Below are 19,304 nucleotides of genomic sequence, written 5' to 3' on the forward strand. Positions count from 1 at the left end.
CTCGGTCGAGTTCGGCAACAAGGGCGGCCGCAAGGTCGTCAACATCGTCGCCTCCGCGACGGCCGTCGCCTAGGCGACAGCACACGCGTCATCCGCCTCGGGGCGGTCGGGCCCAGGCCCGGCCGCCCCGAGGCTTTTCCGTGCCCGCTGTACCCCTCGTCCAGGCGGCACGGGGCGAGGACGCGTAGACGGGAACGATGAAGGCACTCACGTACCAGTCCGTCACCAACGTCTCCGTCGAGGACGTCCCCGATCCCACGATCATCGACCCGAGCGACGCGGTCATCAAGGTCACGTCGGCCGCGATCTGCGGAAGCGACCTGCACCTGTACGACGCCCTGGGCGCGTTCCTCGACAAGGGCGACGTGCTCGGCCACGAGACCATGGGCATCGTCACCCAGGTCGGTTCCGAGGTCAGCCGCATCGAGGTCGGCGACCGCGTCGTCGTCCCCTTCGTCATCGCGTGCGGCCACTGCTTCATGTGCGACCGCGGGCTCTTCTCGCAGTGCGAGACCACCCAGGTCACCGAGTACGACTCGGGCGCCACCCTCTACGGCTTCAGCAAGCTCTACGGCCAGGTGCCCGGTGGCCAGGCCGAGCAGCTGCGGATCGCGCGTGCCGACGCCAACCTCGTGAAGGTCGGCGCCGACCTGCCCGACGAGCGCTACCTCTTCCTCAGCGACATCCTGCCGACCGCCTGGCAGGGCGTCGAGTACGCCCAGGTGCCCGAAGGCGGCACCCTGGTCGTCCTGGGCCTCGGCCCGGTCGGCCAGTTCGCGTCGCGCATCGGCAAGTACCGCGGCTACCGCGTCATCGGCATCGATCCGGTGCCCGAGCGTCGCGCCATGGCCGAGCGCCACGGCGTCGAGGTCCTCGACCTGACGAAGGACGTCGCCGACGTCGTCAAGGGCATGACCGACGACCGCGGACCCGACTCCGTCGTCGACGCCGTCGGCATGGAGGCACACGAGCACGCCGGCATCGGCCTCGTGCAGAAGTTCGCCGCCGCCCTGCCCGACGCGATCGGCCAGGCCGTCATGCAGAAGGCCGGCATCGACAGCCTCGGCGCCATGCACCTCGCCTTCGAGATCGTGCGCCGTGGCGGCACCGTCTCGCTCAGCGGGGTCTACGGCGGCACGGCCGACCCCACGCCCTTCCTCACGCTCTTCGACAAGCAGATCACCATCAAGATGGGCCAGTGCAACGTCCAGAAGTGGATGGACACCCTGATGCCCCTCGTCGAGGACCCGACCGACCCGCTCGGCACCGAGGACCTCGTCACCCACCCGGTGCCGCTCTCCGAGGCCGCCGCCATGTACGACGTCTTCAAGAACAAGGAGGACGGCTGCATCAAGGTCGTCCTCAAGCCCTGACGCCTCGACACGTCAGAGACCTCGACGACGCGACCCCCGCCTCCTGGGGGTCGCGTCGTCCCGTGAGGCGGGCTAGCGTCGTCGCTCGGGAATGCGGCCTGTTCGACGACCGTTCACCGAAACGCGCGCGCACGTTCACCCCACTCATGGCAAACGGGTGATGGACTGGTGACGAATCAACAACGAGGGTCTCGTCCCGAGCCCACGTCGGCGACATCGATTGAGAGAACCATGGATCTCCGGACGGCCGAACACCCCAGGCCGAACCACTTCATCCTGCACCTCAGCGACACGCACCTCGTCGGCGGGGACCGCGACCTCTACGGCGCCGTCGACAGCGAGGCCCGGCTCCGTCAGATCATGGACGAGATCGAGGCGTCCGACGGGCGGCCCGAGGCCATCGTCTTCACGGGCGACCTCGCCGACAAGGGCGAGCCGGACGCCTACCGCAAGCTCCGCGCCCTGATCGAGCCCGTCGCCGAGCGACTCGGAGCCCAGGTCATCTGGGCCATGGGCAACCACGACGACCGCAGCGCGTTCCGGTCCGAGCTCTTCGGGCAGCTGCCGTCGCAGCGACCCGTCGATCTCGTCTACGACGTCAACGGCCTGCGCGTCATCACCCTCGACACGACCGTGCCCGGCCACCACTTCGGCCGGCTCTCGGGTGACCAGCTCGACTGGCTCGCCGAGGAGCTCTCGACCGATGCCCCCGACGGCACCATCATCGCCATGCACCACCCGCCGGTCCCGAGCGTGCAGGACCTGACGGCCCTCGTCGAGCTGCGTGACCAGGCGGCCCTCGCCGAGGTGATCGAGGGCAGCGACGTCCGCTCCATCATCGCCGGGCACCTGCACTACTCGACCAACGCCACCTTCGCGGGCGTCCCCGTCTCGGTCGCGTCGGCCACCTGCTACACGCAGGACCTCAACGTCGCCGGCGGCGGAACCCGCGGCCGCGACGGTGCCCAGGCGTTCAACCTGGTGCACGTCTACGAGGGCACCGTCGTGCACTCGGTCGTGCCGATCGGCACCTACGAGACCGTGGGCGAGTACGTGCCGGCCGACGTGGTGGCCGAGCGGCTCGCCGTCGCTGGCGTGCGCATCGCCCCCGCCGCCCCCCGCCACCGCGCGACGGACACGGCACCGGTGCCCGTGGTGCCGCGTGACCTCGCGCTGACGGGGCCGATCGACACGCTCTGACCGGGCGGGCGGGCCCTCGCACCACCGCAGCCGGTCTCGTGCACCGTCGGCAACTCCTGGCTCATGCTGCGCGCTACGGCCGGTGCCCCCTTCCCTGGCCCGTCGTGCAGCACGGAGCAGGAGTTGCCGACCCACTCGGTGCCGTCGACGCCGCCCGTCCCGACGCAGCCACGCCGAGGACGACCGACCGCCCCGAACACGGCCCGCGCGAGTCGGCAATTCCTGCTTCACGTCGCTCGAACGACGCCGACACGCCCCCGCCTGCGATCGCCGTGACGCGAGTCAGGATTTGCCGACGAGGGACGAGGACGCCGTGACAGGAAGCCAGACGTGCCGACCCGGGCGCCGGCGACGGCGGACCGGGTCAGCCGTGGGCGGGGGTGCGGGCCTCGGCGGCCATGGCCGCACGCAGCCTACGCAGGTACCCGTCGCGGAGGACGTGACGGAGGCGCGGTGGCAGATGTGGGACGACCGCAGCCGTGACGAGCATCACCCGGTCGTAGCGGCGTTGGACGGCCGGCGACCAGGGCAGGCCGAAGTCGTCACGGACTCGATCCGGCAACGACCCCGCGGTGACGAGCCGGGCGAGCGGCATCACCGCTCTCAACCACCACGGCCCCGTCGTCGGGTGCAACAACTCGTGGGCGACCCGACGCGTGACGTCGTCCACCACGAGGTGCGCGACGGCGTCGTCCCAGTAGCGCCGGAACGCCGCTGCATCGGCCGGCCACAACTCTCGCGGCATCTGCAGCGACGTGCCGACGAGGGCGTAGTCCTGGTAGACGGTCTCGGCGTGGGCCGGGTCGATCGGCCCGTGCACCCGCTCGAACAGCTGCACGGCCGAGTCGTAGAGCGTGGCAGCGACCCAAAGCTGCAGATCGGGGTCGAACGCGTCGTACCGCACCGACGAGGACCCGCCGTCGTGCACCGGACGGTGCGCCCGCCCGACGACCCGGCGGACGTGGGCCACCTCGGACGGGGTGCCGAAGACGATGGCGTAGAGGTACGTCATGGTGCCGTGCAGCCGCGACAGCGGGCGCTCGACGAAGTCGCTGTGCTCGGCGACGCCGTGCCCCACCCCGGGGTTCGCGAGTTGCAGCAGGATCGCCCTGCCCCCACCGGCCAGGAGCAGCGACTCGCCCGCCATGTCGGAGATGCGCCGCACGTCCGAGCCGTGAAGGGTCCAGGGCAGTCGCATGCGGTCAGCCTACGGCGGGCCGTCGGTAGGGTGCTGACATGGCCACCCCCGACTTCGTCCTGTCCCTGCGCGAGAAGATCGGCACGGCACCGCTGTGGCTCGCCGGCGTCACCGCGGTCGTGGTGCGCGGTGACGAGACGCTGATGGTGCGCCGAGCCGACACCGGCGCCTGGACGCCGGTGACGGGCATCGTCGACCCGGGCGAGCACCCCGCCGACGCCGCCGTCCGCGAGACCCTCGAGGAAGCCGACCTGCACGTCGTCCCCGAACGGCTGGCCTCGATCGGAGTGACCGACGAGGTCGTCTACCCGAACGGCGACCGCGCGCAGTACCTCGACCACACCTTCGTGATGCGCTACGTCTCGGGCGAGCCCTCCCCTGCGGACGGCGAGAACACCGAGGCCCGGTGGTTCCGGCTGGACGCCCTGCCGCCCATGGGCCCGGACATGCTCTCTCGTCTCGACGCCGCACTCGCGGGCGAACAGGCCGCCCGCTTCGGCACCTCGTCGAGCTGAGCGGCCGTCCGGACGACGGCGACGGCCACCGCGCCGGCGCCCGGCGTCGACACCCGGGGCCAGTGATCGGCACCCGGGGCCGGTGACCGGTGACCGACGACGCCCGTCACACCCGCGACGCGGGTACGGCCGGCGTCAGTCCGACCCTTCGAGCCCCCGCTGGGACGACGATCCGGTCGCCTCGCCCGACTGCGCCGCCTCGGCCCCGAGTGCCCGCCTGTCCTGCTCGGCGTTCTCGAGGGCGACGCGCTGCATCTCGTCCTTCTCCCACGGTGCGGGGAACGGGTAGTACCGCTCGAGGAAGTCCGTGACCGTCGCGGTCCGCTCGTCGTCGGTGACCTCGGGGAAGCTGCCGTCGTTGAGGCAGAAGAAGTCGAACGCGCGTTTCTTCAGCACCTCGGACAACGACGCCAGCCCCGACACCATCGTGGTGTCGATGTAGCTGACCTTCGCGTTCTCCTGCACGATCGCCCGACCCGTCATCAGCGAGTAGTAGTGGTAGAGCGAGTTGGTGACCGAGATGTTCTCCTTCGCACGGAAGGGGCTGCCGGCCGTGGCGGCGAACTCGTCGGCGAACTCGTGCTCCATCTCGAACAGGACGCTGCGGCGCAGCGGCGCAGCGGTGTGCTCGAGGTGACGCGTCAGGACGCGGCCGAAGCGCTGCTGCAGCAGGCGACGGTTGACCCGCGCGGCGTTCTCGAACCCGCTGCGGTCGATGTTGTTGTGCCCGAGCCCGATGCGGGTGTCGGCCTCGATGAACTTCGTGACAGAGCCCGGGGAGAAGAACATGCTCGGCGCGACGGGTCGCCCGAAGAACATGTCGTCGTTCGAGTACAGGAAGTGCTCGCTGAGCCCCTCGATGTGGTGCAACTGCGACTCGACGGCCTGCGAGTTGTGCGTCGGGAGCATCGAGAGGTCGCTGAAGAACTCCTCGCTGCGCACGACGCGGACGCGGGGGTGCTCGCCCAACCACTCGGGCACGGGCGAGTCGGTCGCGATGTAGATGTTCCGGACCCACGGGGCGAACATGTAGACCGACCGCAGGGCGTACTTGAGCTCGTCGATCTGACGGAACCGGGCCGCCGAGTCGTCGCCCTCGCCGACCACGTGACGCTTGGCCTGGGCGGCCCGGGCACGCTGGTACTCGATGGAGTTGCCGTCGACCCACGAGAAGACGATGTCGATGTCGAAGGTGATGTCGGTGGCGTGGTCGTCGAACATGTGCTCGAGGGTGGGCCACTCGATGCCGTACCGCTCGACCGTCTGTTCGACGGCCTCGGCACGGGGCAGTTCGGTGCGCATCAGCGCGTTCTCGGTCGGGGCGAGGATCTCGTCGTCGGTGATGATCCAGAACTCGACCTGCACGGCCGTGCCCGCGCCGTAGCGGAGGCGGCCGATGGGCTCGACACGGGGCCGGTAGACGCGGAAGACCCGCTCGGTCTCGAGCTCGAGCCCGCCCTCGACGACGAGGGACGCCTGACCCTTGCGGGGCTTGGCGTAGAAGGGCTCGGTGGCCGAGGCCGCGACCATGGCGGCGGTGAAGCGGTCACGGTGGACGGTATCGACGGCGATCACCGGGCGGACGTCGTTGCCGCGCACGAGCAGGAAGGGCACCTGGGCGGCGTCGAGCACACGCCGGATGTAGAGCAGGTCCTCGATCATCGACTGCTGGGGCGTGAGGTGACCGTTGAGGAGCGTGAACTGGCCCTTGCGGACCACGACGTCCTCTCGGTCGAGACCACCGGCTCGGTGACGAGGGGTCAGGAGAGGACTCTCGGACGTGCCGACCATCTCTGACGTACCGGGGATCTCCGTGGCCATGCAGACTCAACCTTCCGTGCGGGCCTCGGGCGGGCGGACGCACCCTCGGCATTTTACGGGGTCGGAGGCACCTCGGCGGATCCGCTGCCCACGACGGTCAGCGGCGGCCTCGGACCGGAGCGGCCCCCGTGGTCGTCGCGGCGGCGGTCGGCACCTTCACGAGCACCCCGACGGCGATCATGAGCGCCGCGGCGACGAACTGCAGCCCCTGCCAGAGGTCGGGCTGGACGGGCACCACGAACACCGGGTTCCAGAGGACGGCCACGGCGGCGAGCAGGGGCAGCGCCCACCAGGCACGCCCCCGGTAGGCGAAGACGAGGACGATCAGGGCGAAGATCGACACCACGTACCGGAACACGGTGAAGACGTCGGAGCCGAGCAACGCGGTGCCGGCCAGCAGGGCGATGGCCGCGATCAGGCCGGGCGCCAGGGCCGGACGCGTGAACGCGGGGGCGGTGGGGGTGGGCACCGCCTACTCGATGTCGTAGGCGACGTCGAGGACGCTGATCGGACGGCTCATCGGCGGCTCGTCACGCAGGCGCTCAAGGGCCGGCTGCAGTTCGCCCAGCCAGGCCTGGTAGCCGGCGTCGCTGAGGTGGACGTGGTCGGCGGCGAACTCGGGTCGCAGCGCGTCACCGGATTCGTCGGCGAGGGCGGGCCAGAGGTCGAGCCACTGCGCCCGGACCGTCGAGGAGAACTGACGGAGGTGGCGGTTGGCGTCCTTGAGGCGGGGTGCGAACTCCGCCCCCCGCGGCGCGATCGACTGCAACAGCAGACGCGTGCCGGGCAGTTCACGACGCATCGCCACCATGAGGTTCTCGATGCCGCGCACCACCTGTTCGACCGAGCGTCGCGCGGTGAAGTCGTTGGTGCCGATCATGAGCACGACGGAGTCGGGGTTCGCGGCCACGACGTCGTGGAGCCGTTCGGTCAGGCCGGCGACCGTGTCGCCCCCGACGCCCAGGTTGACGACCTGCTCGTCGGGCAACCACGCCGCCCAGTCGCCGTTCTCGGTCAAGCTGTCGCCGACGAAGGCGACGGTCTCTCGGTGTGTCATCACGACCTCCTGGTGGTCTGCTGAAGTGCCCCCATCGTGCCATCACCCGCTGGGAGCCGCGAACCGGCGCGCGCGTGCGCGCCGCCCCGACCTCACTGTCGGAAGCGCCGCGGCCTCTTCGACCAGACGCGGTCGAGCGCGTGGCGGACGCGCGGCAGCAGCACCACGAACGACGACACGACGACGAGCACCCCGAACAGCACCCCGAGCCACAACGGCACGGGCGACATGGCCTCGTCGCCCGCCGGGTACAGCGGCACCGGCGACGACGCCAGGACGAGGAGGCGCGGGTCGGTCACGCCACGGCCGTCGCGTCGGTCGTGGCCCCGCCCGCGGCACCGGCCACCGGCTCGTCGGTCGCCCGGGCGGCCGCCTCCCGCTCGGCCGTCGCCGTGATGCGCCGCAGCATGCCCGAGAAGATCACGCCGTGGAACGGCAGGATCGCGAACCAGTAGAGGCGCCCGCCGAGTCCCTGCGGGAAGAACACCGCGCGTTGGCGGTAGTGCGAGCCGCCGTCGGGACGCGGCTCGACCGTGAGTTCCAGCCACGCGCCTCCGGGGACCTTCATCTCGGCCCGGAGCCGCAGCAGGTGGCCGCGATCGAGCTTCTCGACCCGCCACCAGTCGAGGGCGTCCCCGACGCGCAGGGTGGTCGCACTGCGGCGGCCGCGACGGAGGCCCACTCCCCCGACCAGTCGGTCCATCCAGCCGCGGGCCGACCACGCCAGCGGGAACGAGTACCACCCGTTCTCGCCGCCGATGCTCTCGAGCACCTTCCAGAGCTCGGCGGCCGGAGCGGAGGTGTCGGTCTGCCGGTCGTCGGTGTAGACGATGTGCCCGGACCAGTCGGGGTCGCTCGGCAACAGGTCGCTCGGCGCGCCGGCGACCGACGAGTCCTGCCAGCTGGTCTCGACGTCGCCGTCCTGTTCACGCTGCAGGGCGAGGCGGACGGCGCGACGGTAGGGCAGCAGCCCCTCGGCGGGCGGGGGCACGACGGCGTCGATGTCGTGCTCGCGCACGACGCAATCGTATTGCAGCGACGCGATGATCGGCACGGCGAGGGCGCGGGGCACGGGGGTGACGAGGTTGACCCACTGCGAGGCGAGCCACGGGGTGAAGACGGGGAGGGACGCGATCGGCCGCTGCTTGAGGCCGGCCTCGAGGGCGTACCCGTTCATCATCTGCCCGTACCGGAGCACGTCGGGACCGCCGATGTCGAAGGTGCGGTTGACGTCGTCGGGCACGTCGGCCGCCCCGAGCAGGTAGTGCAGCACGTCGCGGACGGCGATCGGCTGGATGAAGTTGCGGACCCACTTCGGTGCCGGCATGTAGGGCAGCACGTCCGTCAGGTGGCGCACCATCTCGAACGAGGCGCTGCCCGACCCGATGACGACGCCGGCCTGCAGGGCGACGGTCGGGACCCCGCTCGCCAGCAGGACGTCGCCGACGTCCTTGCGCGACTGCAGGTGCTTCGACAGGTCGCCCTCGGGGTGCAGTCCGCCGAGGTAGACGATCCGGCGGACACCCGCGTCGCGCGCCGCGTCGGCGACGGTGTGCGCCGCATCGGCCTCCGCGCGCTCGAAGTCGCCCTTGCCACCCATCGCGTGGGCGAGGTAGTAGACGACGTCGACGCCCTCCATGGCGGGACGCACCGTCTCGGGGTCGGTCAGGTCGCCCTGGACGACCTCGACGTCGCCGGACCAGGGCACGTCCCGCAGCTTCTCGGGCGATCGCACCAGCACCCGCACGTCCGCCCCGGCGGCCACGAGCCGCGGCGTCAACCGCCCGCCGATGTACCCGGTCGCCCCGGTCACCAGCACCCGGCGGGAGGCCACGGCGTGGTCGGTGTCGCTCGTGACGGGGACGCTCGACGGCTCGGCGTCGGGAGTGTTCGCTGACATGGGCCCAAGCTACGCTGGACCCCATCATGACTACCCAGCAGCTCCCCACCGTCTCCGCCGTCGCCGGCATGATCGACCACGCGATCCTCAAGCCCGAGCTCACCCGCGCCGAGGTCGACGCGGCCCTCGACGACGCCGCCGCGAACCACGTCTTCAGCGTCTGCGTCCGGCCCTCCGACATCGCGCACGCCGTCGAGCGTCTCGAGGGCACCGGCGTGCTCGTCGGCACCGTCATCGGCTTCCCCCACGGCACGACCTCGACGGCGGCCAAGGCCGCCGAGTCGCGCCAGGCGATCGCCGACGGCGCCGCCGAACTCGACATGGTCGTCAACATCGGCTGGCTGCGCAGCGGCATGACCGACGAGGTCGAGGCCGACGTGCGCGGCGTGGTCGAAGCGGCGGGCGACACGCTCGTCAAGGTCATCCTCGAGACGGCCTACCTCGACGACGATCAGATCGTCGCGGGTTCGACGGCTGCCGAGCGCGCCGGGGCCGTCTTCGTCAAGACGTCCACGGGCTTCGCGGGTGGCGGGGCGACGCTCCCGCACCTGCGCCTCATGCGCGAGGCCGTCTCCGACTCGGTGCAGGTCAAGGCCTCGGGCGGCGTGCGCGGCCTCGACACCGTGCTCGAGATGCTCGACCTCGGCGTCACGCGCTTCGGCACGAGCGCCAGCGGCACGATCCTCGCCGACCTGGCGCACCGCCTCGAGACGGGCCGCGCCTCGGGCGCCGGCGACGACACGACGTCGTACTGACGAGCCGAGGAGGCGCGGGTGACGTCGACGACGTGACCCGCGCCTCCTCGGGGCCGTCGGGCCGCACCCTCGCACGGTTCGGCGTCCCACCGTCGACATGCGCCGGACGATCGACTCCTCGGCGCTCGACGCGAGACGCGTGACGCGTGACGCCTCAGGCGGTCGGCAGCCCCAGGATCTCACGCGTGCGGACGACGTCGGCCCGGATGTGCGCGATCAGGGCGTCGAGCCCCTCGAAGCGCACGTTGCCGCGCACCCAGTCGACGAAGTGGACGGTGACCTCGAGCCCGTAGAGGTCGAGCGAGACGTCGAGCAGGTGCGCCTCGACCTGCTTGGCCGGCACCCCCTCGAACGTCGGGTTGTTGCCGACCGACACGGCCGCCGGGTAGAGCGTGTCGCCGACCGAGACCCGGGCGGCGTAGACGCCGTCGGCCGGGACGAACCCCTCGCTGTCGCGGGCCAGGTTGGCCGTCGGGAACCCCAGCTCGCGGCCCCGCTGTTCTCCGTGGACGACGATGCCGCGCACCGACGGCTCGCGACCGAGCAGGACGCCGGCCTCACGGACGTCACCCGCGTCCATCAGCTCGCGGATCCAGGTGGACGAGGCTCGGCGGCCGCCACTCGGCCTCACGTCGTCGATCGACACGACCCGGAACCCGCGCGAGGCACCGAGTCCACGCAGGGTGTCGACGGTGCCGCTGCCGCGCACGCCGAACCGGAAGTCGTCACCCACGAACACGACGCGGGCGTGCAGGGCCCCGACGAGGATGCGGTCGACGAACTCGTCGGGCGTCAGCGCCCGCAGCTCGGCGTCGAAGGTGAGCATGAGGGTCGCGGCGACCCCGGCCTCGTCGAGCAGTTCGCGCTTCTGACGGTTGCTGACGAGAGCCGTCGGCACGTCGTCGGGTCGCAGGACCGCCAACGGGTGCCGGTCGAACGTGACCACGGTGGACACGAGACCCTCGTCGCGCGCCACCCCCTCGAGCATGTCGATCACGGCGCGGTGCCCGACGTGGACCCCGTCGAACTTGCCGATGGTGACGGCGCTCGGCCCGAAGTCGGGCGGCACGTCGCCGACCAGGTCGTAGAACTGCACGCGCGCTACCTCGTCGTGCCCGGGTCGCGAGGGACCCCACCGGCCCCCACGCCGTCGGCACCCGCCCCGTCGACCCCCGAGGCGTCGACGGCCCGGGCCACGCGGCCCTGCCGGCGCAGCCACAGGATGCCGAGCACGGGCAGGACGAGCGGCACGAAGCCGTACCCGCGACCGAAGAACGACCACACGGTGTCGTGCGGGAAGAGTTCGGGGTCGAGCACGGTCACGAGACCGATGATCAGGACGCCGGCGAGCTCGAAGCTGATGGTCGCCCAGGCCACGGCGTACCACCCCTGGCCACGGCCGATGAGGGCCACGGTGGCGACGATGTACACGACGGCCGACAACGCGCTCAGGGTGTAGGCCAGCGGAGCCTCGGAGAACTGGGTCGCGATCTGGAAGACCGACCGACCGGTGGCGGCGAGGGCGAGGAGGGCGTACACGGCGATGAGGACCCGGCCGAGGCCGACCGCGCGCGTTGACTTCTGAGTGACCATCTCGTCAAGGATAGGACTCCGACGCCTCCACCGCCGACCGGGTGGGTCAGAGGCCCTGGACGGTCCAGATCTGGAACATCCGGTAGACCATCACCGCGATCGCGAACGACGAGGTCGCCAGCACGAGGTTGCTCCAGCGCGTCCGGTCGACGAGCGCCCAGACCGTCGCGAGGGGCGGCAGGAGGATGGCCGAGACCAGATAGATGTAGAACTCGACGAGGTTGCCCGTCGGTGCGTTGCCGACGAAGGGAGCGACGATCGCGACGACCAGCTGCACCAGCAGGAGCAGCAGCACGACGGCACCCGTGCCGACGGTGATGTCGTCGGGCTGACGCTTGGCGAAGCAGGCGACCACACAGACGATGCCGGCCACCACGGCCACCACGACCTGCACCCAGGTGAACCACTCGATCATGCCTGCACCTCGTCGGTCGGGAAGTTCACGATGGGCTTCGCGGCCCCGCCCCGCACCGAGACCAGGCCGGCGAGGGCGCCCGTCGGGGTGACCGCGGCGACGGGCCCCGGGGTGTCGGCCAACTCGACGGCCACGCGCTTGCCGTGCCCGAGGTCGACGGCCTCGGCAGCGGTCATCGACCACTCGGGGAAGAGGGTACGGGCGACGTCGACCGGAGGGAGCAGCGCCGGGGCGACGTCGATGCCCTCGAGGACGGAGGCGCGGGTCACGTCGAACGGCCCGACCCGCGTCCGACGCAGTGCGGTCAGGTGTCCCCCGACGCCGAGGTCGGCTCCGAGGTCGCGGGCGAGGGCCCGGACGTAGGTGCCGGACGAACACGAGACCCGCACGTCGAGGTCGCGCACGGGCACACCGTCGACGACGGCGTCGCGTCGCTCGAGCACGGTGAACTCGGAGATCGTCACGTCGCGGGCCGTCAACTCGACCTCGACCCCGGCACGGGCGAGGTCGTAGGCGCGACGGCCGTCGACCTTGATCGCGCTGACCGTGGTGGGCACCTGGCTGATCGGCCCGGTCAGTCGCGCGATGCCGGCGTCGACGGCGTCGTCGGTGACGTCTCCGGCCGCGGTCGTCGAGACGACCTCGCCGTCGCTGTCGTCGCTGGTGGTGGAGACGCCGAGGCGGATGGTGGCGTCGTAGCCCTTGTCGAGGCCGACCAGGAAGGTCAGGAGGCGCGTCGACGAGTTCAGGCCCAAGACCAGCAACCCCGTGGCCAGCGGGTCGAGCGTGCCGGCGTGGCCGACCTTGCGCGTGCCCGCGGCCTTCCGCACACGGGAGACCACGTCGTGGCTGGTGATGCCCTGCGGCTTGTCGACGAGGAGGAGACCGCTGTTCACCTGATGACGTTAGCGCAGCAGGACCGCGACCAAGCCGGGGACGCGCTCAGCACGCGTCGTCGAAACGTCGACGGGGGTGCTCGCGGTCGGAGTTGTCGACGACGGCCGAGGCCCTGGCCCGGGCGTCGAGTCGCGAGTCGTCGGCCGTGACCCACACCCGGTAGTGCCACAGCCCCGCGAGGCCGGGGCGGGCGAGGTCGGTGCCGTCGACGAGCAGCACCGCGTCGGCGGGGCCCGTGACCCAGGCGGACTCGACCGCACGGTCGGCGTCGGCGTCCCAGGCCCGGTCGACCCAGCCCGTGCTGCCGCCCATCCGGAACGGCTCGACGAGCACCCGTCGGAAGAGGCTCTCGTCGAGGACCGGAGCGGAGTCACGAGATGCCCCTGCGGGCCGTTTCTCGAAGCCGGCGAGCGAGGCACGGAACGCCGCTTGGCCCTGCTCGCGGAAGGCCTCGAGGAGGTCGTCGGCGAGACCGGCCGCACCCGCGCCTCCATCGCTGTCGATCGCGACGAGCACGCGTCCGCGCCCGTAGTTGTGCACGATCTCGGTGGCGAGTTCGCGCAGCGTGTCCTTCTTGGCAGGGGCCCATCGGGTGGTCATGAGGCCACCGTACGCCCGACGGCCGGGACCTCGCCGGGCACGCCCTCGACGAGCCGTAGGCTCGTACGGTGAGCATCTCCCCCGCCGTGGCCGCCTGGTTCCGCGAGAACGGTCGCGACCTCCCGTGGCGGCGTCCCGGCTTCACGGCCTGGGGCACGCTGGTCAGCGAGATCATGCTCCAGCAGACCCCCGTGGCCCGCGTCGTGCCACGACTCGAGCAGTGGCTCGACCGCTGGCCCACACCACGCGACCTGGCGGCGTCACCGGCCTCCGAGGCCGTGCGCGCCTGGGAACGCCTCGGCTACCCGCGTCGGGCCCTGGCCCTCCACGCCGCCGCCGTGGCCATCACCGAGCGACACCACGGGGTCGTGCCGGAGGACGTCCCCTCGCTCCTGGCACTGCCCGGCATCGGCGACTACACCGCACGGGCCGTCGCGGTCTTCGCCTACGGCCACCGGCACCCCGTCGTCGACACGAACGTCCGCCGGGTCCTGGCCCGTGCGGTCGAGGGACTCGCCGAACCGTGGGCGCCGAAGGCCTCGCGGGACCTCCCCCTGATGGAGTCGCAGCTGCCCGACGACCTCGAGGAGGCGCGGGTCACGAACGCGGGCGTCATGGAGTTGGGTGCCCTGGTCTGCACGGCGCGGTCACCGAAGTGCGACGTCTGCCCGCTGGTCGATCGGTGCGCGTGGGTGCTGGCGGGTCGTCCTGCGCACACCGGGCCGCGCCTCCGGACCCAGGCCCGCTTCGAGGGATCGGACCGCCAGGTGCGCGGATTGATCCTGGCCGAGCTGCGGGCCAGCGACGTCCCCGTCACGGCGGCCGAGATCGCGACCGTCTGGCCGGACGACGTGCAACGCGCGAGAGCCCTCGCCGGGCTGCTCCGTGACGGTCTGGCCACGGGGTCGCCCGACGAGGGCTATCGCCTGCCCGACTGAGGCGGGGGCGTCCTGACGGGTGCTCTGGCTAGCGGGTCGAGCCGTCGGGCTCGGTCGATTCGCCTGCGGCGGGTGCCTCGAGCTCGTCGTCCATCGCCAGGTCGTCGTCGAGATCGTCGTCCGCGTCGAGGTCGTCGTCCGCGTCCAGGTCGCGGGGCTTGACGTACGGGTCGGCGTCGCCGGCGTACTCGGCCGACGAGGCCATGGTCTGGCTCTCGTGGTCGCGCTGGCGAGCTTCTTGCAGCAGACGGTCGATCGAGGCCGCGTTCTCCGGGAGTGCGTCGAGGATGAACTCGAGGCTCGGGGTGAGCCGCGCGGTGATGTTCTTGCCCACCTCGCTGCGCAACATGCCGGTCGCCGACTTGAGGGCGGCACCCGTGTCGCGCCGTTCCTCGTCGGTGCCGTAGACCGTGTAGAAGACCGAGGCGTGCTGCAGGTCTCCCGTCACCTTGACGTCGGTGATCGTCACGAACCCGAGTCGAGGGTCCTTGATGCCGCGTTCGAGACGCCGCGCGATGATCTCGTGGATGCGGTCGGCCATCTTGCGGGCGCGTTGCGCGTCAACCATTGTTCACTCCTGTTCGTGCTGCTCGCCGCCGTGGCGAGAGGGGTGAGGCCCCGCCCCGACCGTAGTCGGAGCGGGGCCTCGTGTACTGCGACGACGCCGGGTCAGCCCCGGGGCTTCTCGACCATCTCGATGGTCTCGATCTCGTCGCCGATCTGGATGTCGTTGAACTTGCCGAGACCGATGCCGGCCTCGAAGTCCGTCCGCACCTCGGTGACGTCGTCCTTGAAGCGACGCAGCGAGTCGATCGCCAGGTTGTCGCCGACGACGACGCCCTCGCGGATCACGCGGGCACGAGCGTTGCGGGTGATCGTTCCCGAGCGCACGATGACACCGGCGATGTTGCCGACCTTCGACGAGCGGAAGATCTCGCGGATCTCGGCGACACCGGACTGCTTCTCCTCGAACTCGGGCTTGAGCATGCCCTTGAGCGAGTTCTCGATGTCCTCGAGGGCCGCGTAGATGACCGAGTAGAACCGGACGTCGACGCCCTCGCGAGCAGCGCGCTCACGAGCCTTCGTGTCGGGACGGACGTTGAACCCGATGATGACCGCGTTGTCGACCGTGGCGAGGTTGACGTCGCTCTCGGTGACGGCACCCACACCGCGGTGGATGATGCGCAGCTGCACGCTGTCGTCCACCTCGATCTTGAGCAACGATTCTTCCAGCGCCTCGACGGCACCGGACACGTCACCCTTGATGATGATGTTGAGGGCTTCGACCTTGCCCTCTTCGAGAGCACGGGTGAAGTCCTCGAGCGAGATGCGCTTGCGGGCCTTGGCCAGCGAGGCGTTGCGCTCGACGGCTTCGCGCTTCTCGGCGATCTGACGGGCGGTGCGGTCCTCCTCGGTGACGAGGAAGGTGTCACCGGCCCGGGGAACGCTCGACAGACCCTGGACCAGCACGGGCCGGCTCGGGTAGGCCTCGTCGACCGAGTCGCCGTTCTCGTCGACCATGGCGCGGACGCGGCCGTAGGCCGTACCGGCGACGATGGCGTCACCGACGCGCAGCGTGCCCGACTGGATCAGGACCGTCGCGACGGCACCGCGACCCTTGTCGAGACGGGCCTCGATGGCGACGCCGCGGGCGTCCTTGTCGGGGTTGGCGCGCAGGTCGAGACCGGCGTCGGCCGTGAGCAGGACGGCCTCGAGGAGGGCGTCGATGTTCTTGTTGTCACGGGCCGACACGTCGACGAACATGACGTCTCCGCCGTACTCCTCGGCGACGAGGCCGTATTCGGTGAGCTGCTGACGCACCTTCGCCGGGTTCGCGCCCTCTTTGTCGATCTTGTTGACCGCGACGACGATCGGCACGCCGGCCGCCTGGGCGTGGTTCAACGCCTCGACGGTCTGCGGCATGATGCCGTCGTCCGCCGCGACCACGAGGATCGCGATGTCGGTCACCTGGGCACCACGGGCACGCATGGCGGTGAACGCCTCGTGACCGGGGGTGTCGATGAAGGTGATGGCGCGCTCGACGCCCTCGTGCGGAGCCCACACCTGGTAGGCGCCGATGTGCTGCGTGATGCCACCGGCCTCGCCGGCGACCACGTTGGCGTTGCGGATCGCGTCGAGCAGACGCGTCTTTCCGTGGTCGACGTGGCCCATGACCGTGACGACCGGGGGGCGGATCTGCAGGACGGACTCGTCCTCGTCCTCGAGCTCTTGCTCGAGGTCGATGTCGAAGCCCTCGAGGAGCTCTTTGTCTTCGTCCTCGGGCGAGACGACCTGGATGTTGTAGCCCAGCTCTTCGCCGAGGACCTGGAAGGTGGCCTCGTCGAGCGACTCGGTCGCCGTCGCCATCTCACCGAGGTGGAACAGGACGGTCACCAGGTTGCCGGGGCTCGCGTCGATCTTGTCGGCGAAGTCGCTGATGGACGCACCACGACGCAGACGGACGATCGTGTTGCCGTCGCCGCGGGGGACGCTGACGCCACCCAGCGACGGGGCCGACCGCATCTCGAACTCGGCCCTCTTCGTCCGCTTCGACTTGCGTGCCTTGCTCTTGCCGCCACCACGACCGAACGCACCGGCGGTTCCGCCACCGGGGCCGCGGCCTCGACCGCCACCACCGGAGGGACGGGGCCCGCTGAAGCCGGGACGGAAGCCACCGGCCGCGCCGGGGGCACCGGCGCCGGGACGCTGGAAGCCACCGCCGGCACCACCGGGACGACCCGCGCCGCCACCGGCGGGACGCTGACCGAAGCCGTTGGGACGGGGGCCGGCACCGACGCCGGGACGCGGAGCGCCCGGACGAGGAGCACCGGGACGGGGAGCCTGCGGGCGCGGGCCCGCGGCGCCGCCGGGACGGGGCATGCTGCTGGCCGCACCGGAGCCGCCGGGACGAGGAGCACTGGGGCGCCCCATGCCCTGGTTGCTGGCGAAGGGGTTGTTGCCGGGACGAGGGGCACCGGGGCGCGGGCCGCCGGGCTTGGGACCCGCGGCGCCGGGCTTGGCGGCGTCGTCGGCCGGAGCTGCCGCGTCGTCCTTGGCTGCGGCGGCTGCTGCGGCACGCTGTGCCTCGGCCTGGGCCTGGCGCTCGGCGACCGTCAGCGGGGCGACGGGTGCGGGTGCCGCGTCGACGTCGGGCTCGGCAGCCGCCACGGGGGCGGGCGTCGGCTCGGCGACGGGAGGCTTGGGGGCTGCCGGACGGGGGCCGCCGGGCTTGGGCGCCGAGCTCGCGGGCTGCGCAGCGGCACCGGCCGAGGGGGCCTTGGCGGCGGGGGTCGCGGGCTTCGCGGCACCGGCGAAGGCCTGGCGCAGCTTGCGGGCGACGGGAGGCTCGACACTGGAGGACGGTCCCTTGACGAACTCGCCCATCTCTTTGAGCTTCTCTAGTGCGGTCTTGCTGTCGATCCCCAGCTCGCTGGCGATCTCGTGTACGCGTGGTTTAGCCACAGTTCTCCTGTCTCGGGCCCTTCCCGAGACGGGAAGAGCCTTAGTTCTGGACGGGTCTCATTTCGAGCCGCTCATTAGTGGTTGCTCATTAGTTGTCCATGTGCCGTTCAGCCTGTTCTGTCGTGGCGATGGGTCGTGAAGTGGTGATCCGCGTGAGGTGGGCGCGGAGCTCGTCGACGTCGGGTTCGGAGTCGAGGCGGAGTGCACGGCGGAAGGCCTTGCGCTTCACTGCCGACTCGAACGCGTCGATCGACGGCGTCAACCACGCACCCCGCCCGGGAAGGGTCGCGGTCGGATCGACCACGAGACGTCCGTTTCGGGCGACGACCCGCACGAGTGCGGACCGTGGAGCGCGCGCTCGAGTACCGATGCACGTTCTGACGGGTTCCACCTTACCCCCTCGGGTCGTCGGACGGGAGACGCCGAGGGCGAACGGCGTGGTGCGCCGGTCGCCCTCGACCACCCGGGTTCTCGTCGGGGCGATCAGTCGTCTTCGAGGATGCTGTCGGGCTGGATGGGTCATTCCCGTGACCGGGCCGCCGACGCTGGCGCGTCGTCGACCCGGCGCGCGGATCGACATCCACTCAGTCGTCTTCGAGGATGCTGTCGGGCTGGATGTCGATCCGCGCGCCCGTGAGCTTCGCGGCGAGGCGGGCGTTCTGGCCCTCCTTGCCGATGGCGAGCGACAGCTGGTAGTCGGGGACGAGTGCCCGGACGGCCTTGGTGGAGGCGTCGATCACGAAGGCCGACGACACCTTGGCCGGCGACAGGGCGCTGGCGACGAAGGTGGGGAGGTCGCTCGAGTAGTCGACGATGTCGATCTTCTCGTCGTTGAGCTCGGTGGTGACGGCGCGGACGCGCTGTCCCATCTCGCCGATGCAGGCACCCTTGGCGTTGACGCCGGGCTCGGTCGCACGGACGGCCATCTTGGTGCGGTGGCCGGCCTCGCGGGCCAGGGAGACGATCTCGACGACGCCGCTGGCGATCTCGGGCACCTCGAGGGCGAAGAGCTTGCGCACGAGCGACGGGTGGGTGCGCGAGACCGTGATCTGCGGCCCCTTGGTGCCCTTGCTGACACCCGTGACGTACACGCGGATGCGCGAGCCGTGGGCGTACTTCTCACCCGGCACCTGCTCCTCGGGCGGGAGGATCGCCTCGACGGTGCCGAGGTCGACGTGGATCATGCGGGGGTTGGGCCCCTGCTGGATCACGCCCGCGACGATGTCGCCCTCACGGCCCTTGAACTGGCCGAGCACCTTGTCGTCACCGATGTCGCGCAGGCGCTGGTTGATGACCTGCTTGGCCGCGAAGGCCGCGATGCGGCCGAAGTCGCTGGGGCTGTCGACGGACTCGCCCACGACCTCGCCCTCGTCGTCGCGTTCGATGGCGAAGACCGAGACGTGCCCGGTCTTGCGGTCGAGTTCGACGCGAGCGACCGGGATGCGGCTCTCGGGCTGGTTCGTGTGCTTGAGGTAGGCCGTGAGGATGGCCTGCTCGATGATGCGCACGAGTTCGTCGAAGGGGATTTCACGCTCGCGCTCCATGAGACGCAGCACGCTCAGGTCGATGTCCACTGAGGG

The 19,304-nt window shown here is 71.0% G+C and carries 20 protein-coding genes; 5 read left to right on the forward strand and 15 right to left on the reverse strand.

Going from position 1 to position 19,304, the window contains the following annotated elements; translation table 11 throughout:
- The first annotated feature begins 197 nt into the window (after positions 1-197).
- Both ASL10_RS06925 and ASL10_RS06930 read left to right on the forward strand, forming a co-directional pair.
- The gene (locus tag ASL10_RS06925; RefSeq protein ID WP_056045778.1) at positions 198-1,373 is read left to right on the forward strand and encodes an alcohol dehydrogenase catalytic domain-containing protein; all 1,176 of its coding nucleotides are present in this window, start codon (positions 198-200) and stop codon (positions 1,371-1,373) included.
- A 231-nt stretch (positions 1,374-1,604) separates the two neighbouring features.
- Positions 1,605-2,573, forward strand: a complete 969-nt coding sequence (locus tag ASL10_RS06930; protein WP_056045780.1) for a phosphodiesterase — start codon at positions 1,605-1,607, stop codon at positions 2,571-2,573.
- Positions 2,574-2,937: 364 nt separating this feature from the next.
- Here ASL10_RS06930 and ASL10_RS06935 read toward each other — a convergent pair whose 3' ends face one another.
- Positions 2,938-3,771 (reverse strand): oxygenase MpaB family protein, encoded by an 834-nt coding sequence (locus ASL10_RS06935; RefSeq protein WP_056045784.1) that lies wholly within the window; start codon positions 3,769-3,771, stop codon positions 2,938-2,940.
- Positions 3,772-3,809: 38 nt separating this feature from the next.
- On the opposite strand from ASL10_RS06935, the gene ASL10_RS06940 reads away from it, so the two are divergent.
- Positions 3,810-4,286, forward strand: a complete 477-nt coding sequence (locus tag ASL10_RS06940) for an NUDIX domain-containing protein (protein WP_056045786.1) — start codon at positions 3,810-3,812, stop codon at positions 4,284-4,286.
- A 135-nt stretch (positions 4,287-4,421) separates the two neighbouring features.
- Here ASL10_RS06940 and ASL10_RS06945 read toward each other — a convergent pair whose 3' ends face one another.
- The 5 genes from ASL10_RS06945 to ASL10_RS06965 form a co-directional block, all read right to left on the reverse strand.
- Positions 4,422-6,077, reverse strand: coding sequence for a stealth family protein (locus tag ASL10_RS06945; RefSeq protein ID WP_235452728.1), 1,656 nt, complete (start codon positions 6,075-6,077; stop codon positions 4,422-4,424).
- 127 nt (positions 6,078-6,204) lie between these two features.
- Entirely contained in the window at positions 6,205-6,576 is a 372-nt protein-coding gene (locus ASL10_RS06950; RefSeq protein ID WP_056045790.1) for a DUF6804 family protein, read from the reverse strand.
- A 3-nt stretch (positions 6,577-6,579) separates the two neighbouring features.
- Positions 6,580-7,164, reverse strand: a complete 585-nt coding sequence (locus tag ASL10_RS06955) for a GDSL-type esterase/lipase family protein (RefSeq protein WP_056045795.1) — start codon at positions 7,162-7,164, stop codon at positions 6,580-6,582.
- A gap of 92 nt (positions 7,165-7,256) precedes the next feature.
- A complete protein-coding gene (locus ASL10_RS06960; protein ID WP_056045798.1) occupies positions 7,257-7,463 on the reverse strand; it encodes a hypothetical protein in 207 nt (68 codons plus the stop codon).
- Positions 7,460-9,064, reverse strand: coding sequence for an SDR family oxidoreductase (locus tag ASL10_RS06965; RefSeq protein ID WP_082460256.1), 1,605 nt, complete (start codon positions 9,062-9,064; stop codon positions 7,460-7,462). Before ASL10_RS06965 ends, ASL10_RS06960 begins: the two co-directional genes overlap by 4 nt.
- Before the next feature lie 26 nt (positions 9,065-9,090).
- Here ASL10_RS06965 and deoC point away from each other — a divergent pair, with 26 nt between their 5' ends.
- Positions 9,091-9,819, forward strand: a complete 729-nt coding sequence (gene deoC / locus ASL10_RS06970; protein WP_056045801.1) for a deoxyribose-phosphate aldolase — start codon at positions 9,091-9,093, stop codon at positions 9,817-9,819.
- 154 nt (positions 9,820-9,973) lie between these two features.
- On the opposite strand, the gene ASL10_RS06975 is transcribed toward deoC, so the two are convergent.
- The 5 genes from ASL10_RS06975 to ASL10_RS06995 are packed head-to-tail and all read right to left on the reverse strand — an operon-like array spanning position 9,974 to position 13,324.
- The gene (locus tag ASL10_RS06975) at positions 9,974-10,915 is read right to left on the reverse strand and encodes a bifunctional riboflavin kinase/FAD synthetase (RefSeq protein WP_056045804.1); all 942 of its coding nucleotides are present in this window, start codon (positions 10,913-10,915) and stop codon (positions 9,974-9,976) included.
- Positions 10,916-10,920: 5 nt separating this feature from the next.
- Positions 10,921-11,412, reverse strand: a complete 492-nt coding sequence (locus ASL10_RS06980) for a hypothetical protein (RefSeq protein ID WP_082460257.1) — start codon at positions 11,410-11,412, stop codon at positions 10,921-10,923.
- A gap of 46 nt (positions 11,413-11,458) precedes the next feature.
- A complete protein-coding gene (locus ASL10_RS06985) occupies positions 11,459-11,827 on the reverse strand; it encodes a hypothetical protein (RefSeq protein WP_043596125.1) in 369 nt (122 codons plus the stop codon).
- Complete coding sequence (gene truB / locus ASL10_RS06990) at positions 11,824-12,723, reverse strand: tRNA pseudouridine(55) synthase TruB (protein ID WP_056045807.1); 900 nt, start codon at positions 12,721-12,723, stop codon at positions 11,824-11,826. The genes ASL10_RS06985 and truB overlap by 4 nt, the downstream gene beginning before the upstream one ends.
- Positions 12,724-12,769: 46 nt before the next feature.
- Positions 12,770-13,324 (reverse strand): hypothetical protein, encoded by a 555-nt coding sequence (locus ASL10_RS06995; RefSeq protein ID WP_056045810.1) that lies wholly within the window; start codon positions 13,322-13,324, stop codon positions 12,770-12,772.
- A 68-nt stretch (positions 13,325-13,392) separates the two neighbouring features.
- Between ASL10_RS06995 and ASL10_RS07000 the strand changes: the two genes are divergently transcribed.
- Positions 13,393-14,262 (forward strand): A/G-specific adenine glycosylase, encoded by an 870-nt coding sequence (locus ASL10_RS07000; RefSeq protein ID WP_056045814.1) that lies wholly within the window; start codon positions 13,393-13,395, stop codon positions 14,260-14,262.
- Positions 14,263-14,290: 28 nt separating this feature from the next.
- Here ASL10_RS07000 and rbfA read toward each other — a convergent pair whose 3' ends face one another.
- The 4 genes from rbfA to nusA all read right to left on the reverse strand — a co-directional run bounded on the left by rbfA (position 14,291) and on the right by nusA (position 19,298).
- Positions 14,291-14,830 carry a 30S ribosome-binding factor RbfA gene (gene rbfA, locus ASL10_RS07005; protein ID WP_056045817.1) on the reverse strand — a complete coding sequence of 180 codons (540 nt, stop codon included), beginning with the start codon at positions 14,828-14,830 and terminating at the stop codon, positions 14,291-14,293.
- A 101-nt stretch (positions 14,831-14,931) separates the two neighbouring features.
- Positions 14,932-17,724, reverse strand: a complete 2,793-nt coding sequence (gene infB / locus ASL10_RS07010) for a translation initiation factor IF-2 (RefSeq protein WP_056045821.1) — start codon at positions 17,722-17,724, stop codon at positions 14,932-14,934.
- Positions 17,725-17,812: 88 nt separating this feature from the next.
- The gene (locus ASL10_RS07015) at positions 17,813-18,304 is read right to left on the reverse strand and encodes a YlxR family protein (RefSeq protein WP_369794377.1); all 492 of its coding nucleotides are present in this window, start codon (positions 18,302-18,304) and stop codon (positions 17,813-17,815) included.
- A gap of 4 nt (positions 18,305-18,308) precedes the next feature.
- Entirely contained in the window at positions 18,309-19,298 is a 990-nt protein-coding gene (nusA, locus tag ASL10_RS07020) for a transcription termination factor NusA (RefSeq protein ID WP_056045823.1), read from the reverse strand.
- Between the last annotated feature and the right edge of the window lie 6 nt (positions 19,299-19,304).

Origin of the sequence: Frigoribacterium sp. Leaf8 (genome assembly GCF_001421165.1) — a bacterium.
GTDB lineage: Bacteria > Actinomycetota > Actinomycetes > Actinomycetales > Microbacteriaceae > Frigoribacterium.

Excerpts from the sequence above, each read along its gene's own strand:
- ASL10_RS06945 (WP_235452728.1), bottom strand. The coding sequence starts at position 6,077 with ATGGTCGGCACGTCCGAGAGTCCTCTCCTGACCCCTCGTCACCGAGCC.
- ASL10_RS06995 (WP_056045810.1), bottom strand. The coding sequence starts at position 13,324 with ATGACCACCCGATGGGCCCCTGCCAAGAAGGACACGCTGCGCGAACTC.
- ASL10_RS07015 (WP_369794377.1), bottom strand. The coding sequence starts at position 18,304 with ATGTCGATCCGCGCGCCGGGTCGACGACGCGCCAGCGTCGGCGGCCCG.
- ASL10_RS06925 (WP_056045778.1), top strand. The coding sequence starts at position 198 with ATGAAGGCACTCACGTACCAGTCCGTCACCAACGTCTCCGTCGAGGAC.
- ASL10_RS06940 (WP_056045786.1), top strand. The coding sequence starts at position 3,810 with ATGGCCACCCCCGACTTCGTCCTGTCCCTGCGCGAGAAGATCGGCACG.
- ASL10_RS06930 (WP_056045780.1), top strand. The coding sequence starts at position 1,605 with ATGGATCTCCGGACGGCCGAACACCCCAGGCCGAACCACTTCATCCTG.
- ASL10_RS06985 (WP_043596125.1), bottom strand. The coding sequence starts at position 11,827 with ATGATCGAGTGGTTCACCTGGGTGCAGGTCGTGGTGGCCGTGGTGGCC.
- ASL10_RS06955 (WP_056045795.1), bottom strand. The coding sequence starts at position 7,164 with ATGACACACCGAGAGACCGTCGCCTTCGTCGGCGACAGCTTGACCGAG.
- ASL10_RS06965 (WP_082460256.1), bottom strand. The coding sequence starts at position 9,064 with ATGTCAGCGAACACTCCCGACGCCGAGCCGTCGAGCGTCCCCGTCACG.
- rbfA (WP_056045817.1), bottom strand. The coding sequence starts at position 14,830 with ATGGTTGACGCGCAACGCGCCCGCAAGATGGCCGACCGCATCCACGAG.
- ASL10_RS06935 (WP_056045784.1), bottom strand. The coding sequence starts at position 3,771 with ATGCGACTGCCCTGGACCCTTCACGGCTCGGACGTGCGGCGCATCTCC.
- deoC (WP_056045801.1), top strand. The coding sequence starts at position 9,091 with ATGACTACCCAGCAGCTCCCCACCGTCTCCGCCGTCGCCGGCATGATC.
- ASL10_RS06980 (WP_082460257.1), bottom strand. The coding sequence starts at position 11,412 with ATGGTCACTCAGAAGTCAACGCGCGCGGTCGGCCTCGGCCGGGTCCTC.